Below are 14,411 nucleotides of genomic sequence, written 5' to 3'. Positions count from 1 at the left end.
TTCGTGAATCAAGCCACCTGGCTCGCGCTTTCAATCTCCCGGGCATGCCCCTTCGCTGTCTTGCCCGCCTGCTGCACAGCCCATTTCATGAACTCAGCAATCGCCCATTCTTCCCGCCGCTCTTTCGCGCAATAGACGAAATAGTCGAACTTGAGCTCCGCCGTGGCATTGGTGACCTGCACCAGCCGTTTGCTCTGCAATGCCTCGGACGCGAAGACGCTGTTGACCAGCGCGATGCCCTGGCCGGCGCAGGCCGCACTTATCAACAGGGACTCGTCGCCATAGCTGGAACCCTGAATCATCTTGCGGTTGCTCATGCCGAAGGCGTTCATCCAGACCTTCCAGTAGTTGCGCTCGGTGTCCTGCAGCAGCGGGAAGGTCAGGCAATCCTGCGGGCTCTCGATATTGCGCTGGGTGCTGAGCAGATGCGGGCTGCACACGGGGATCAAGTAGGACGACCACAAGTGCGTGGCGTGGTTTTCACAACTGGCGGCCATCTCGCGCTGGATGCAGATATCCACATGGCCGTGCTTGAGCTCCGACAGACCGTTACAAATCTGAATCGATATTTCGACGTTAGGGCAACGTTCCTTGAAACCACCCAGTGCCGGGATCAGCCACGAACTTGCGATGGTGGACGTCGTGCTGATCACCAGGCGCGTCTGACGTGGCGCCTTGAGTGCAGCGCGCGACCAGGCTTTTTCGATGACGTCAAAGGTGCCGGCGAGCTCGTCGAACAGGCTGCGTCCGGAAGGGGTAAGCTGGATGCCCTTGGCGTCTCGCTCGAACAGCCGCCTGCCGATCTGGTCTTCCAGCCCTTTGATCTGCTGGCTGATGGCGGCCGGTGACACACACAGCTGGTCCGCTGCACGTTTCATGCTCCCGGCCTTGCACACCTCAACGAACGTGCGGAGGGCTATCAACGGGATCGCTCTGCTCATCCTGCATACCTCGCCGTGAGAGTGCTGCCAGTGCGCCAGGTGATGGAAAAGCGTGTTGGAGTTGCCATCGGATGAATCCCCAAAGCGTTCTTATCACCCGAGCTTGGATATTTCAGGCACAGCCGGGCCCTGCCGGGTATTTACCCGGCGCCGAAAACAGTTGTGGATAACCTTGCTGTCAGGTTGTGGCGGCGCGGTCTTGAGGAACAGGTGCCGGCTTCGGCTTGCTTTGGCTCAACACGAACCAGACCGCCAGGCAGATGAGACCGCCGCCGTAAAGGTGTCCGGCGGAGACCTTTTCACCGAGGAACATCACGCCCCAAAGGACGCCAAATGGCGGAATCAGGAAAGTGACGGTCAGCGAGCGGACCGGGCCGATATCGGCGATCAGGCGGAAGTACAAAATGTAAGCACAGGCCGTGCACACGAAACCGACGGCTGCCAGGGACAGCCACACGGTTGAGTCGCCCCAGGTGGCTGGCGGGTTGACGGTGGCGGAGACGGCGAAGAAGGGCAGCAGAAACAGCGTCGCACCAATCTGGCTGCCGAACGCCACGAGTTTCGCGTCCAGGCCTCCCCGGTCGCCGATCCACTGACGGGTCAGGAATCCTGCAGCGCCGTAGCAACTGGTCGCGACCAGGCAAGCAATTGCGCCCATGACCACCGACGTGGTGAAAGTCACCGGGCCTGTCGTGGTCAGCAACGTTATCCCTAGCAAACCGAGAAATACGCCAACCGCTTTTTTGGGTGTCAGCGAATCATTGAAAAACACTGAGCCTATCAACACGCCCATCAAGGGTGTCGTCGCATTCAAGATCGCGGAATAACCTGCGGGTAATAACAAGGCCGCCATGCTGTACATCAAAAACGGAATGCCGGAATTGATGATGCCCAGGATCAAGGTGGATTTGAACTTGCCGTTGAACTCATGCCGGGTTCTTAAAATGGCCAGAATCACCATTAAGCCAATGGCGCCGAGCAACACGCGGAAGAAAGCGGTCGGCAACGCGCCCAATACGGGGGCAGCAACGCGCATGAACAGAAAACTGGCTCCCCAGATGGCAGCCAGAACAATCAGTCGAACATAGTCGGAGACTTTCATTGCGCTTCCTTTCTTGATCCGTATCGCCAATCCGCTGACCGAAAAGTTGTTGATTGACGCTCGTCGAGTCAGGGTGTGATGATTTGAGCAGTGTCTGGGGTGGTGCTCAAGCGAGCTTTTCTTAAGCACATTAGATTTTCTTAATCGAGGTCAGGCATGAAATTCCCGCCCCTGCACGCGCTGTTGTGTTTTGAAGCGACGGGGCGCCACGCCAGCATGAAAGGCGCGGCAGGTGAGCTGTTCGTAACCCCTGCGGCCATTAGCCAACAGATCGCCAAGCTCGAAAAAGCCGTGGGCGTCACGCTGTTCATCCGCAACACCAAGCGCCTGGAGCTGACTGCCGAGGGCAAGATCTACCTGCGGGCCATTCGTCCCGCGCTCGGGCAGATATCCGACGCCACCCAGCGTCTGATGAGCGACAACGGCCCCAATACAATCACTGTGAGCTGCACCAGCGGATTTGCGATGCAATGGCTGCTGCCCCGCCTGCCTGATTTCCAGGCCATCTGCCCCGGCATCGAGGTGCTGATCAGCACCACCAACCGGCTGGTTGATTTGCTCGGCGACGGTGTCGACTTCGCCGTGCGCCACGGCCTCGGGCGTTACCCCGGTCTGGAAGTGGAGATGCTGATCAACGACCGACTGCAGCCTGTCTGCAGCCCCTCTCTGCTGCCGGATTCCCGGTATCTTTCCTCGCCCATTGACCTGAAAAGCTACAACCTCTTGCACGACGAACACCGCGAGGACTGGGCGTTGTGGCTCCGTGCAGTGGGTATCGAAGACGGCGAGGCGGCCGTACACAAAGGTTCGGTGTTCGTGGATTCCAACGGCGTCATCGAGGCAGCGCTGGCGGGAATGGGCATTGCGCTGGTGCGCCGTTCGCTGATTCGGGAAGAGCTGGCGTCTGGTCGTTTGGTCGTGCCGTTTCGCGCGACGATCGACACGCCCATCGCCTATTACCTGGTGTATGACGAGACGGCCATTCTTCCCAAATCCAGCAAACTATTTCGGGACTGGCTGCTGTCCCAGGCCAACGCCAGTCAGCGTGAATTCACCACGCGATAGTTCGCGCTCACGTATACCCGCCCCCCGCGTTGGTTAGTTATCAAGGCAGTTAAGTCCTGCTTCAGTGTCCACGGGTGATACACCCACGCCTTTAAAACCAGGCAACTCGCTGATTATCAAAACAATTAAGCCAAGACCCGTTAAGTCAAACTTAACCGCTGATTGCGGATTTCTAGTTTGCCCCGTCGCGCGCTTTTCTTCAGTTTGTCCCTTAACTGGCACGTGCCCGTCAGCTCAGTCTGGCGCCGATAAAACAGCGAGCAGGATGCTCTGGCTGAAGGAAACCCTCATGACTGATTTCGATATTTTTCGCCCGATGGCGTGGGACAAACTGGTTCATGAATATGACCTGGATGGTGCGAGGTTACTGCCGTGGAACGGCTATCCGACGCCCATTGGTGGTGGCTGGTGCGTCGTGCGCCCGCACACCAAATCCTTGTCGCATACGCAGATAGACCAGGAATTCTTTATCGGCATCAAAGGCACCGCCCAGTTGATTGTGGGGGATCAGACGTACCCGTTCACCATGGGTGACATCGCCGCCATTCCCAAACACACCGATCACTATGTGTTCAACGACACCGACGAAGACTTCCACTTCTACGTCGTGTGGTGGGACCGTGACTCCGCCAACCGCTTCCTCGATGAAGATGCCCAGCAGGCAATGGCTGCCGATGAGTTCGCCCTGCACAAAGCGACCATTCATGACGTGTCCGATCAGAGGGCGTCGTGATGGGCAAGTTACTCGTCACGATCACGCCGCCGACGCCAAATGGTGATTTGCATATTGGTCATATGGCGGGGCCTTTTCTCGCGGCAGATATCTACACCCGTGCCCAACGTCAACGCGGCCACGATTGCACCCTCGTTTCATACTCCGATGACTATCAGTCCTACATGTTGCGTCGAGGTATCGAACTGGACCGTGCGCCTCAAGCGCTGGCGCTGGAAAACACTGACAAAATCAACGACACGCTGAAGAAGATGGGCATCCAGGTGGACTTCTGGATGCGCCCGGATCGCAACAGTTACTTCAAGAACGCCGTCGAGGAGATGTACGAGTACGCGGTTAAGGCGGGGGCCATTTACAAAAAGGTCAGCCAGGAACCGTACTGCGAACACTGTGACAAGTGGGGTTACGAAGCATTTGGCCGGGGTAACTGCGATCACTGTGGCTCGGACTCGGATGCCAGCCAGTGCGAAGAGTGCGCGCACACGCCCAATGCCTCGAAGATGAGTAACTTCCGCTGCAAGTTATGTGCGACGCCCATGATCTGGCGTCCCATTGAGCGTGAATTTCTGGCGCTGTCGAATTTTCGCAACCACCTCAAAAGCACGTTCGAACATGCGCCGCTGCGGCCTTTCATCCGCCGTTTCCTGGAGGAGGAATTCGAAATCGGTCCGGTGGACTGGGGCATCACCCGGCCTCACGACGGCGGGCTGGATCTCAAGCCGGATGGCAGCCGGCGCATACATACCTGGGTCATGGGCCTGTCCGGTTACCTGGCGGCCTTTCGCGAATACCTGAACGAACACAAGCTTGCGCCGTGGGAGTACGACGAATACTGCCGCTCCGGCAAAGGCCGGCTGGTGCACTTTCTGGGTTATGACTGCGCCTTCAGCCACATGATGGTTTACCCCTCGCTGCTGCAGACCATGCACGGCTATCGCATGCGCCAGACCTTCTACACCAACCAGTTCCTGACCTTGAACGGCAAGAATCTTTCCACCAGCCGCAACTATGCGATCTGGGCGCGAGACCTGGTGGCAGACGCCTGTACCGATAGCGCGCGCTTCTATCTGGCGCTGATCGCGCCGGAGCAGGACACCGATGACTTCGATGTCGAGAAGTTCTCCGCCTGGCGTGAGCAAACCTTCAACGAGGTGCTGGTCAAGCTGGCCGCCCAGGCCGAGCGCGAGCGGGTGGACGGCGACAGCCTGAAAGTCAGTGCGGCGGACGCGGCGGCCCTCAAGATTTTGGTAGCGCGCTGGTTCGAAGTGACGTCGGTGGATCACTTCAGCATGAAGGGGCTCGCGGTGCTGCTGTCGGACATCATCAACGCCGCCCGTGATCGTCAGACCCTCGGCAAGCGGATTCTGCCGTACATGGCGCTGATCGGTGCCATCGGCGCGCCGGTGTTCCCGGACCTGGCGAAACAGATCCTGCGCTATTGCCGCTTCACTGAAAACGAAGTCCTGCAGCAGCTGGTGTATGTCAGTGCGGTCGAGTACGAAATCTGACCGAGAGGCGCGCGAAGACGATGAAAACTTCATTTGATGTGATCGTGATCGGAGCCGGCATCATTGGCGCTTCGATTGCAGCGGCGCTGGTCGAAAGCGGCCTCGATGTCGCGCTGATGGAGAAAGGCATCGCTGGCGCCCAGGGCGCAACGCGGGACACCGGCGGCATTGTTCGCGCTCTGGAGCTGGACGCCGCGCTGCGTCCGTTGACCCGGCGCGTATCACTTCACGGCAATTCCGGCATCGTCCACGCCCTCTACGAGAGCGCACTGAACCGCAGTGGCGTCGCTTACATCGCCAGCGCCGAGGTGTGTGGGCAATACCTGGAAGCGGTGGACAGCGAAGGGTCCGAGAGCATTGAGTTGCACGCTTGCGTCGACGCTTTGGATAACGGGCGTTTCTCGTCATTTTGTGTCGGCGAATGCCTGCTTATCGAACGCAGTGGCGGCACGGTGGATGCCCGCGTCACGGTGTCGAATCTGTGCCGCTACGTCAGTGAAAAAGCGACGTACCTCGATCACCTGGCTGTCGACCGCTGCGTCGAACTGGACGGCTATGTTCAGGTTCATGCCGGCAAGCTGTGCCTGGAAGCGACCTGGGTCGTCGATGCCTGTGGCGCCAGTGGCCCGTTGCCCCGGCCGCACAACGCCGTGCACGTGCGGACGATTCCATTCACGCGCTTCGGCTGCGATCAGGCCCCGAGCATGCCGATCATTGCTCACCATCTGAATACCTACCTGCTGCCGCTGGGACGCAATCTCGTGCAAGTGGGCGGCCAGCGGCGCCAGCGTGCAGAACATGCGGATCAACTGAACATGTCGCCGCTGGATAACGAGCTGGACGTCATGGACCGCGTCTCTCGTCTGGGCTACGACCGGCACCACAGTTTGCCGGTGGTCACACAGGTCGGCTGGGACGCGTACACCGAAGACGGCCGCCCGCTGATCGGCCGTTCCAGCGCCAACAGCCATGTGTTTCTCGCCACCGGGTTTTGCGGCATCGGTTTCAAAATGGCACCCAATGTTGCCGAGCTGCTGGCGTTCGAGCTGAGCGGATTGATGTCCGGCGTGTCGATGGATGCGGCTTATAGATCGGTCATGGAAGCGTTCCGCCCTTCGCGGTTTGCCGAGGTCGCCTTGTCATGATGCGCCTGGGTATCTGCGCGGCACTCGACGTCGGCACCACACTGCACGCGCGTGGTTTCTTGCGCAGCGTGTACCTGTCCAGCCATCTGTTTCCCCACGTGCGCCGCGCGCGACATTTCTACTTTGATGACGGCGCGAGCGCAGCGGGCGGCCGTGCGGCGGCGAGGCATTTCATCGACGCGAAAGTGGATGCTGTGATAGGTCACTTCGCTTCGGACTCCGCTGCAGCAGCAGTGGAAAGTTATGCACAGGCGGGGATTCCGCTGATCTTGCCCGCGTCTACCTGCGCAGCCTTGACCCGCGCTGGAGAAACCACGTTTCGCATCTGTGCGTCTGATCGGCTCCTTGCCACACGGTTGATCGAGTTTGCCGAATCTGAAGGCCTGCGCCGGCTCGCTTTGTTCACTGACCCGAGCCTGCACGGGCGCCAGCAGATGCAGGAGCTGCATGCAGCTGCGCAGTTATCCACCGTCGAGCTGGTAGACGATGTGAATAACGCCGACGCTCTGGTGTTTTGCGGACGTTTAAGAGCCAGCCGCCAGTTCCTTGTGGATAACCGCGCTGCTGGCTGTGAATTGCCGATCTTCTTCACCGACGACGCCGCATCTCCTGCGCTGGTGGAAGGGATGGCGCAAACCGGCACGGTGTATGTCATCAGCTTCCCCATCGCGGGAGATCTGGCTGAGGCGCAGTCGTTCGATGCGACTTATCAACAGATCTACGCCGAACAGGCGCCGGTTTACGCCGTCGAGACGCTTGCGGCATTTGCTCTGGTCGACCGAGCCGCCGCTGATCAGCGCGGACTGCTCGATGCGCTGCGCTTCGATCAATTTGCCACCCCTGCCGGCCCTGTCAGTTTCAGCGACGGGGAGAACGATCACGCCCGGGTTTCGCTGTGGGTCTACACCGACGAGCACGTCCACGAGCGACGTCTGCTGTGTTGAAGGGGCCTGCCCAAAAGCTCGCCACATCTTTTGCAACTTTCAGGAAGAATGACCATGACTCAGTATGAAATCGAAGGTGTGCGTGAAACGCTTGACGTCGTTTCGATCGGGTTCGGCCCGGCCGGTATCGCACTGGCCTGTGCGCTGGAAGACGAGGCGGAAGACAGCGGCCGCAAGCCTTTGCAGCGCGTGCGTTTCTTCGAAAAAGGGCGTGATTCGACCTGGCATGGTGCGTTTCTGCTGGCGGGCACCGACATCAACCACCATGTGTTTCGAGACCTGGTGACGCCGCGCAATCCGCGCAGTCGGTTCTCCTTCGCCATGTACCTGAAGGAGAAGGGTCGTCTGCACACGTTCGGCCTGCTTGGGCGTCCGGCCAGCCGGGTGGAATGGTCCGACTACATCGCCTGGGTCGCTGCGCAACTCAAGGATTACGTGGCCTACGACGAAGGCGTGCTCGACGTATTACCGGTGGCGGAAAAGGGCATCCTGAAGGGTGTTGATGTCGTCACGGCCAAGGGCACTTATCGCACCAAACGGCTTGTGCTTTCCCACGGCAGCCTGCCCCGGATACCGGAGGCGTTCAGCCCACATCTCGGCGGCCGTGTCTTCCACACATCCCAGTATTTGAAAAACATCCACCTCGGTGGCGGTCCTATCGCGCAGCGCTGGCTGGTGCTGGGCTCGGGTCAAAGCGCGGGGGAGGCGGTCACCCACCTGCTCGGCGCCGCCCCCACCACGCAGGTCCATTCGGTGCACCGCGGCGTGGGTTTCAAGGTGGGACAGCTCGGGCAGTTTCCCAACATGGCCTTCCTGCCGGAGCACATCGACTATTTCCACGACCTTGAGCCCGGCAGGCGCAATCGGGTATTCGAAGAGATCCGGTCGACCAATTACGCAGGCATCGACGTCGACGAGAGTCAGGCGCTTTACTCCTTCCTGTACGAAGGCGAGGTCACCGGGCACCGACGTCTGAACCTGCATGCCTGGTCCGAAGTGGCCTCGGTGGAAAAAGTGGGCGATGCCTATTCGGTGGTGCTGCGTGACAGCAATACCGGCATTGAAACCGTGCTGTATGTCGACGGGATTGTCTTGGGTACGGGGTATGAGCAGCTCGCAGTGCCGCCTCTGCTGACCCTGCTGCAACCCTGGCTGGTCCGCGACGAGGACGGCACCCTTGCGGTCGACCGGCATTACCGCGTCGCCCTGCAGCACAGCGAGGGCGTGCAGATTTTAGCGAACGGCACGTCGGAAAAGACCCATGGCATCAGCGACGCTCAGTCGTTTTCCATGGTCGCCCTACGTGCGCAGCACCTGACCGATGCGTTGCTGGCGACCCAGCCCCGGCAGCGCGCGCCGGTGGTGACCATGCCGAGCTACACCCGGCCCGCACACGTCGAGGCGCGGCCATGAATTTCATCTCCCACATCGTCGGCGATTCGAACTTCGTCAGGGTAAAAGGCCTGGGTTTTGAAAACCTGCATTTGAAGCTTGAGTCATGCAACCCTGCGGGCTCGATCAAGATGAAGACCGCCATAGGCTTGATCGACTCCTATGCCGAACGCCGACTTATCCACAAGGACACCGTGCTGATCGAGTCCTCGTCCGGGAACCTCGGCGTAGCGTTGGCGATGATCTGCGCCGAGCGCGGTTACAAGTTCTGCTGCGTCGTCGACCCCAACACCAACCTGCACAACATCAAGATGATGGAAGCCTTTGGCGCACAGATCGTCATCGTCACCGAGCGTGATGACAACGACGGCTATCTGGGCACGCGCATTCGTTACATCCGCGATGCCGTGTCCCGTGATCCCCGTCATCTGTGGCTCAACCAGTACAGCAACCCGGCCAACGCGCGCACCCATGAACACACCACGGCGCGCTCGATTCATATCGCCTTCCCGGCGCTGGACTACCTGGTCGTCGGCGCTGGCACCACCGGCACCTTGATGGGCTGCGTACAGTACTTCCGCAAGCATTCGCCGCGCACCAAGATCATTGCGGTAGACAGCGCGGGTTCGGTGACTTTCGGTCAGGCACCCGGCCCGCGCTTCATCCCGGGACTTGGCTCCAGCCAGATGCCGCCGATATTCCGCGCCCATCACTTGCACAAGCAGCAAGTGGTGGATGAGCGCGCCACGGTGGCCATGTGTCGCTGGCTGGCGAAATCCAATGGCGTCCTGGCCGGCGGCTCCACCGGGACCGTGGTGGCCGGGTTGGCCTCGCCCTCGCTGGGGATTCCCAAAGACGCCGTTGTCGTGGCGATCTCCCCGGACGCCGGCGAGCGTTACCTGGAAACCATCTACAACGATGATTGGGTCATGCAGAAGTTCGGCCGCGCCGAGCTGAATGCGCTCAGCTCGCAACCGATCACCCGGTATCTGAAGCAGTACGTCCACACGTTCGAGGGAGAAGCGCTGAATGTCTGACTTTCACGTGATCCCCGGCGCAGTCATCAAAGACATCCTCGACAGCCACGCCCACGACATGGTGCGGCGCATCGAGCAGGTGTATCTGCAGCACCACGACGGCCAGACGCTCAACCCGGACAGCTACTTTCTGCGTTTCCCTCAACAGCCTGCCAACCGGATCATCGCCCTGCCTGCGGCGCTGGACGGAGAGGACGCAGTGGCGGGAATCAAGTGGATCTCCAGCTTTCCCGGCAATGTCGCGCAGCAGAAGCCGAGGGCGTCAGCCGTTGTGATCCTCAACGACCGCGAAACCGGCTATCCCTATGCCTGCCTGGAAGGCGCGCAGATCAGCGCGGTGCGAACGGCCGCCTCGGCGGTGTCAGGCGCTTACTGGCTCAACGGTCAGTCACGTAAGGCTGCGTCGGTAGGATTTATCGGCGCAGGGGTCATTGCCCGCAACATCGCGCGCATGCTCGGCGTCGAAGGGTGGGGCATCGGCCACGCCGTTGTGCATGATTTCGATGCGGCATCGGCGGACTCTCTGACTGGCTTTATCGAACGTAACGACTTATGCACAGCCCGGACTGGGTCATTGGAGCAAGCGCTGGCGGCAGATCTGGTGATCTTCGCCACCACGGCCGGCGAGCCGTACGTCAAACCAACCACGACGTTTCGCGCTGGGCAGGTCGTGCTGAACATCTCGTTGCGGGACATCGCGCCGCAGTTGCTGCTGGAGGCGAACAACCTCTGTGACGACATCGAGCACTGCATGAAGGCCAACACATCGCCGCATCTGGCCGAGCAATTGACCGGCGGCCGCGCTTTTATGAACGGCACGCTGGCCGGCCTCATCCGTGGCGAGGTCGAGCTTGATCCTGCGAAGCCCTCGATCTTCTCGCCTTTCGGCCTGGGCGTGTTGGACCTGGCGTTGAGCAAATTCATCGTCGACACCGCACTGGCAGAATCCCGTGGCATCGCCATTGACTCGTTCTTCGGAGAAACCCTGAGATGGAACTGAGCGCAGCGCTGGCCGGCGAAAAGTTATCCCCAACCTTGGACAAACCCGTCGTCAGGATCGGCATCGTCGGTTGTGGCTCACGCGGGCTGACAGTGCTGGAGCGTATATGTGCGCTGGCGAGTAACACGGCTCGGCGCATCGAGGTAAACGTATTTGATCCCCAGCCTCCGGGGCCAGGTTTGCATGCCGTCGACCAGCCTGAATACCTGATGCTCAACACTGTTGCTTCGCAGATTTCGATGTTTCCAGACACGGCCGCCCTCGACGGGCACACAGGACGCCAAGGACCCAACTTTTACGAATGGTGCCTGCGTTTTAAATCGACTGAACGCAGCGTACGACCCAACGAATTCCTGCCGCGCCGCTGGCTGGGGGAGTATCTGGCGTGGACTTACGAGGAAGTCGTTCGCAGTCTGCCGGGGAACGTGCGCGTCGTTCATCATCCGCACGCTGTGGATAACATTGAGCACACCGACATGGGCCAGTTTGTTCTGTCCACAGCCGAGGTGGAGTGTTCTGTGGATTGGCTGGCAATCACAGTGGGTCATGCGCGGCGGTTGCAGGATGATGATAAGGAACTGCCCGGAGCGTTCGTAAAGGACGCACATCTTGATTCGCGTGGTTCCAAGTTATCCACAGAAGCGGTTGGCATCGAGGGATTGGGCCTGACCGCCATGGACGTCGTTGCCGATCTGACGGTTGGTCGCGGAGGCCAATTCACCAAACGGGCGGAAGGCTTACGTTATAAGCCCAGTGGGCGAGAGCCGCGTATCTATATGTTCTCGCGCAGCGGTCTGCCGTACCGCACACGGCCGGACATCGTGCTTCATCGGACGTCGAATGCGGCACTGATTTTTACATTGTCGGCTGTCGCTAATCTGCGAACGGAAAACCCTGCCGGATTGGATTTCGAGCAGCAGGTCCTGCCGTTGATAAGGGCTGAAATGCTCGCGGAATACTTCGGGATGATCGCTTCCCAAAAAGGCGAATCGGCAGTGAGGATCAAAGCGGAAGTTGCGCGCGCGTATCACTCAGGCCGGCTTGAAGCCGTGTCGGCAGAAATGGCATCCCGTTTTGATGCGCCTCCGCTGGACGAGGCTGTGTATAACCCCCGCGTGTCGACCATTGAATCTGCGGATTATCCCCAGGCCATGCGCGCTTTTATCGAGCGCGATATCGGGCAGAGCTGTTCAGGACTTGATGCAAGCCCCATCAAAGCCGCGATCGAAGTGTGGAGAAGTTGCCGTGAGCAGCTGCGTCGGGTTGTGGATAACCGAGGACTTAAAGCGGCTTCAAAAATTGTCTTCTTTGGAGAGTACGCACCCCACGTCAATCGAATGGTGGCCGGGCCGCAGAAGGAACGTCATCAGGAGCTGCTGGCCTTGGCCGACGCGGGAGTTGTCCACTGGGTGCGGCATTCTCAAGTTATCCACAGTGCAGACGGGGTAGGGCCCAAGGTGGTTCTCGCGGGCAATCTGTCGGTGCCCTTGCATTGTATTATTAGGGCCCACGTTAGCACCGCCTGTGACAAATCGTCGCTGCCAAAGATCATTCGCTCGTTAAAGAGCATTGGAATTATCCACAGCCTGACCGAAGATGGAGAGGGCGTGCTCGTCGACAGTGAAGGCAAAGCACAACCGAATCTGTGGATAACCGGCCCTCTTGTTGAAGGCTCCACTTATTACAACCACTACATCCCGTCTTCGGGCAGCTATTCCCGTGCCTTCGTCGACGCCGACCGAATCGCCCGCGAGATGTTGGGGTTGAATGTTGAGGTCAAATCGACGGTTTAGAGGCTATCTTCAGCGCTCTACCGCATTCGCGCATGAGAGACGCCTAGAAAGGTTTGGTGGCGATGACCTCTAGAGCATGCTGCTGCTTCAGCATCCACGAGGCGGATGCTCTGCACCGAGCTTCTACCAGTCCGATGATGATGCAGAAGTCGGCTTGGAGATCTCGACTGAAAATAGGTTCGTGGTGGGCAATGCGATTTCTGAGCAGTCGCACGTTGTTCAGGTTTTCAAATATCTTCTTGCGGTTTTCTGAGGTCGTATTGGCGGGCTCCAGGTTGGGAAAGACTTGGATAAGACACGAGTTCCAGATTCGATCGTCATGTCGGCTGGTAAACATTTTCTCCCAGAATACGAATTTTAGTTCGGCGACAATCTGGCCCGCAGTGCTGCGCTTCGACTTAAGGCGCTGCAGGTCTGTTAGCGGGTTATAGCCGGGGCCTGCGCACCGAGGAAGGCTGCGTTCGAAGCCAGAACTCCATGGCCAGGAGGGTCCGTGAATTAGTTCTAATGCGTCAGCATCGGCGTTGCGAACAACGACTTCACATATATGCAGGGGTGTAAGCAGTGCGCCCGATACGCGAGCATTCCAGGCGTAAAGTGCCAAAGCCTCTTCACCCCCGAACCCGGCAGCCGCAGCCGCACTTCGATACGTTGCCATCCGAGCCGATGAGAGGGCGGTCGAGACAGCGCAGGCTTTTTGCATTGACTTGATAAACCTATGTCCATATAGTTTTTTCACTAGCCACGGGACACGCGGGTGCATGCACCTCCCCCCGAGGACAGACGAAGTAACAAGAACCCCACCTCACGGTGGGGTTTTTTTTGAGGTCGGCATTGTACTTTCCAGATCTGGGATGCGCGCTGTCTACTGTTCCAAGGTTACAAAATGGCTGGCTCATCGATCGGGCTGCTTTCACTTCGCCCCCTGCATCCCCGGCAAATACTTGCGTCGAATGCGCTCCAGCTCCCCCGTCTTGCTCAGGCTGTCGATCGCGCTATTGATCCGCGGCAACCACGAGGCGTATTGCGGCTGGAGCTTAAATACCAGCGGCGCTTCGCTGAGTCGTGCGCCCTGGGCGAACTGGCCGGGATCGAGGTCATTGCTTGAAATCAGCTCATCAAAGATGTCGTCGACCATGGCGATGGCGTCGACGCGTTTGCTCTGGAGCAGCTTGATCAGCGCTTCGTCCTTCGAGGTTTCCAGTCGGGTCAGGCGGCGCTGCTCGATGGCCGGGTCGAGTGCCCGGTAGTTGTAGCCCCGAACCATGCCGATGGTCAGGTGTTCCAGTTGTGCGATGGTCTGGCTGCGGGCAGGGTGGTCGGCCAGAAAGTACAGGTGCTCTCTAACCGTGGAATAGGGCTTGGAGAACACGTATCGACGTTGCTCCTCGGGGCTGTTCCAGATCAGTGCGTCGGCGTAATTGATATCGATCTCGCCCTTGCGCAGCATCGACTGCAGGCGATTGACCGGGTAGCTGACGAAGGTAACGTCCAGCTTGGCCAGCTTGGCCAGCTTCGTCACGCGTCGCGCGATGTCGATGGAGATCCCCGCCAGATGGCCGTCCTTGTCCTCGTAGGCATACGGCTTCCACTGAGCTCCGCCCGCGACGTACGGCTCAGCCACGGCTGGCAGCATGAGCAGCCCGAGCAGACTGCCAACGATGAATCTTCCCCGAAGCCCCATACGTTCCTCCGGCAGCGTGTCTGCCCCAAGCCGTAAGGTAGCAGTAAGACATGTCCAGAAAATGTCG

At 59.4% G+C, this 14,411-nt stretch carries 13 protein-coding genes; 9 read left to right on the top strand and 4 right to left on the bottom strand.

Going from position 1 to position 14,411, the window contains the following annotated elements; all coding sequences use genetic code 11:
* Positions 1-8: 8 nt before the first annotated feature.
* Together AC07VF_RS07630 and AC07VF_RS07625 are read right to left on the bottom strand one after the other, a co-directional pair.
* Positions 9-941, bottom strand: a complete 933-nt coding sequence (locus AC07VF_RS07630; RefSeq protein ID WP_282365435.1) for a LysR substrate-binding domain-containing protein — start codon at positions 939-941, stop codon at positions 9-11.
* A 178-nt stretch (positions 942-1,119) separates the two neighbouring features.
* A complete protein-coding gene (locus AC07VF_RS07625; protein ID WP_192174564.1) occupies positions 1,120-2,043 on the bottom strand; it encodes a DMT family transporter in 924 nt (307 codons plus the stop codon).
* Between the two features lie 156 nt (positions 2,044-2,199).
* On the opposite strand from AC07VF_RS07625, the gene gcvA reads away from it, so the two are divergent.
* The 9 genes from gcvA to AC07VF_RS07580 all read left to right on the top strand — a co-directional run bounded on the left by gcvA (position 2,200) and on the right by AC07VF_RS07580 (position 12,660).
* Positions 2,200-3,108 (top strand): transcriptional regulator GcvA, encoded by a 909-nt coding sequence (gene gcvA / locus AC07VF_RS07620; RefSeq protein WP_192174502.1) that lies wholly within the window; start codon positions 2,200-2,202, stop codon positions 3,106-3,108.
* Between the two features lie 289 nt (positions 3,109-3,397).
* On the top strand, positions 3,398-3,841 hold the full coding sequence (locus AC07VF_RS07615; RefSeq protein WP_463584339.1) for a cupin domain-containing protein: 444 nt from the start codon (positions 3,398-3,400) through the stop codon (positions 3,839-3,841).
* Entirely contained in the window at positions 3,841-5,349 is a 1,509-nt protein-coding gene (locus AC07VF_RS07610; protein WP_192174504.1) for a methionine--tRNA ligase, read from the top strand. Before AC07VF_RS07615 ends, AC07VF_RS07610 begins: the two co-directional genes overlap by 1 nt.
* 20 nt (positions 5,350-5,369) lie before the next feature.
* The gene (locus AC07VF_RS07605) at positions 5,370-6,494 is read left to right on the top strand and encodes an NAD(P)/FAD-dependent oxidoreductase (protein WP_495008322.1); all 1,125 of its coding nucleotides are present in this window, start codon (positions 5,370-5,372) and stop codon (positions 6,492-6,494) included.
* Entirely contained in the window at positions 6,491-7,438 is a 948-nt protein-coding gene (locus AC07VF_RS07600; RefSeq protein WP_346627361.1) for an ABC transporter substrate-binding protein, read from the top strand. Before AC07VF_RS07605 ends, AC07VF_RS07600 begins: the two co-directional genes overlap by 4 nt.
* 54 nt (positions 7,439-7,492) lie before the next feature.
* Complete coding sequence (locus tag AC07VF_RS07595; protein ID WP_495008323.1) at positions 7,493-8,851, top strand: SidA/IucD/PvdA family monooxygenase; 1,359 nt, start codon at positions 7,493-7,495, stop codon at positions 8,849-8,851.
* A complete protein-coding gene (sbnA, locus tag AC07VF_RS07590; protein ID WP_495008324.1) occupies positions 8,848-9,867 on the top strand; it encodes a 2,3-diaminopropionate biosynthesis protein SbnA in 1,020 nt (339 codons plus the stop codon). The genes AC07VF_RS07595 and sbnA overlap by 4 nt, the downstream gene beginning before the upstream one ends.
* Positions 9,860-10,867 carry a 2,3-diaminopropionate biosynthesis protein SbnB gene (sbnB, locus tag AC07VF_RS07585; RefSeq protein ID WP_346627363.1) on the top strand — a complete coding sequence of 336 codons (1,008 nt, stop codon included), beginning with the start codon at positions 9,860-9,862 and terminating at the stop codon, positions 10,865-10,867. Before sbnA ends, sbnB begins: the two co-directional genes overlap by 8 nt.
* Positions 10,858-12,660, top strand: coding sequence for an FAD/NAD(P)-binding protein (locus tag AC07VF_RS07580; RefSeq protein ID WP_495008325.1), 1,803 nt, complete (start codon positions 10,858-10,860; stop codon positions 12,658-12,660). Before sbnB ends, AC07VF_RS07580 begins: the two co-directional genes overlap by 10 nt.
* 43 nt (positions 12,661-12,703) lie before the next feature.
* On the opposite strand, the gene AC07VF_RS07575 is transcribed toward AC07VF_RS07580, so the two are convergent.
* Positions 12,704-13,423, bottom strand: coding sequence for a hypothetical protein (locus AC07VF_RS07575; RefSeq protein ID WP_495008326.1), 720 nt, complete (start codon positions 13,421-13,423; stop codon positions 12,704-12,706).
* Positions 13,424-13,573: 150 nt separating this feature from the next.
* Positions 13,574-14,344, bottom strand: a complete 771-nt coding sequence (locus AC07VF_RS07570; RefSeq protein WP_495008327.1) for a substrate-binding periplasmic protein — start codon at positions 14,342-14,344, stop codon at positions 13,574-13,576.
* Positions 14,345-14,411: the final 67 nt, after the last annotated feature.

The organism is Pseudomonas sp. GW821-FHT02H06 (genome assembly GCF_059421525.1).
The sequence above is the reverse complement of the archived record's forward strand: the minus strand, read 5'-3'. Positions and strand labels throughout refer to the sequence as shown.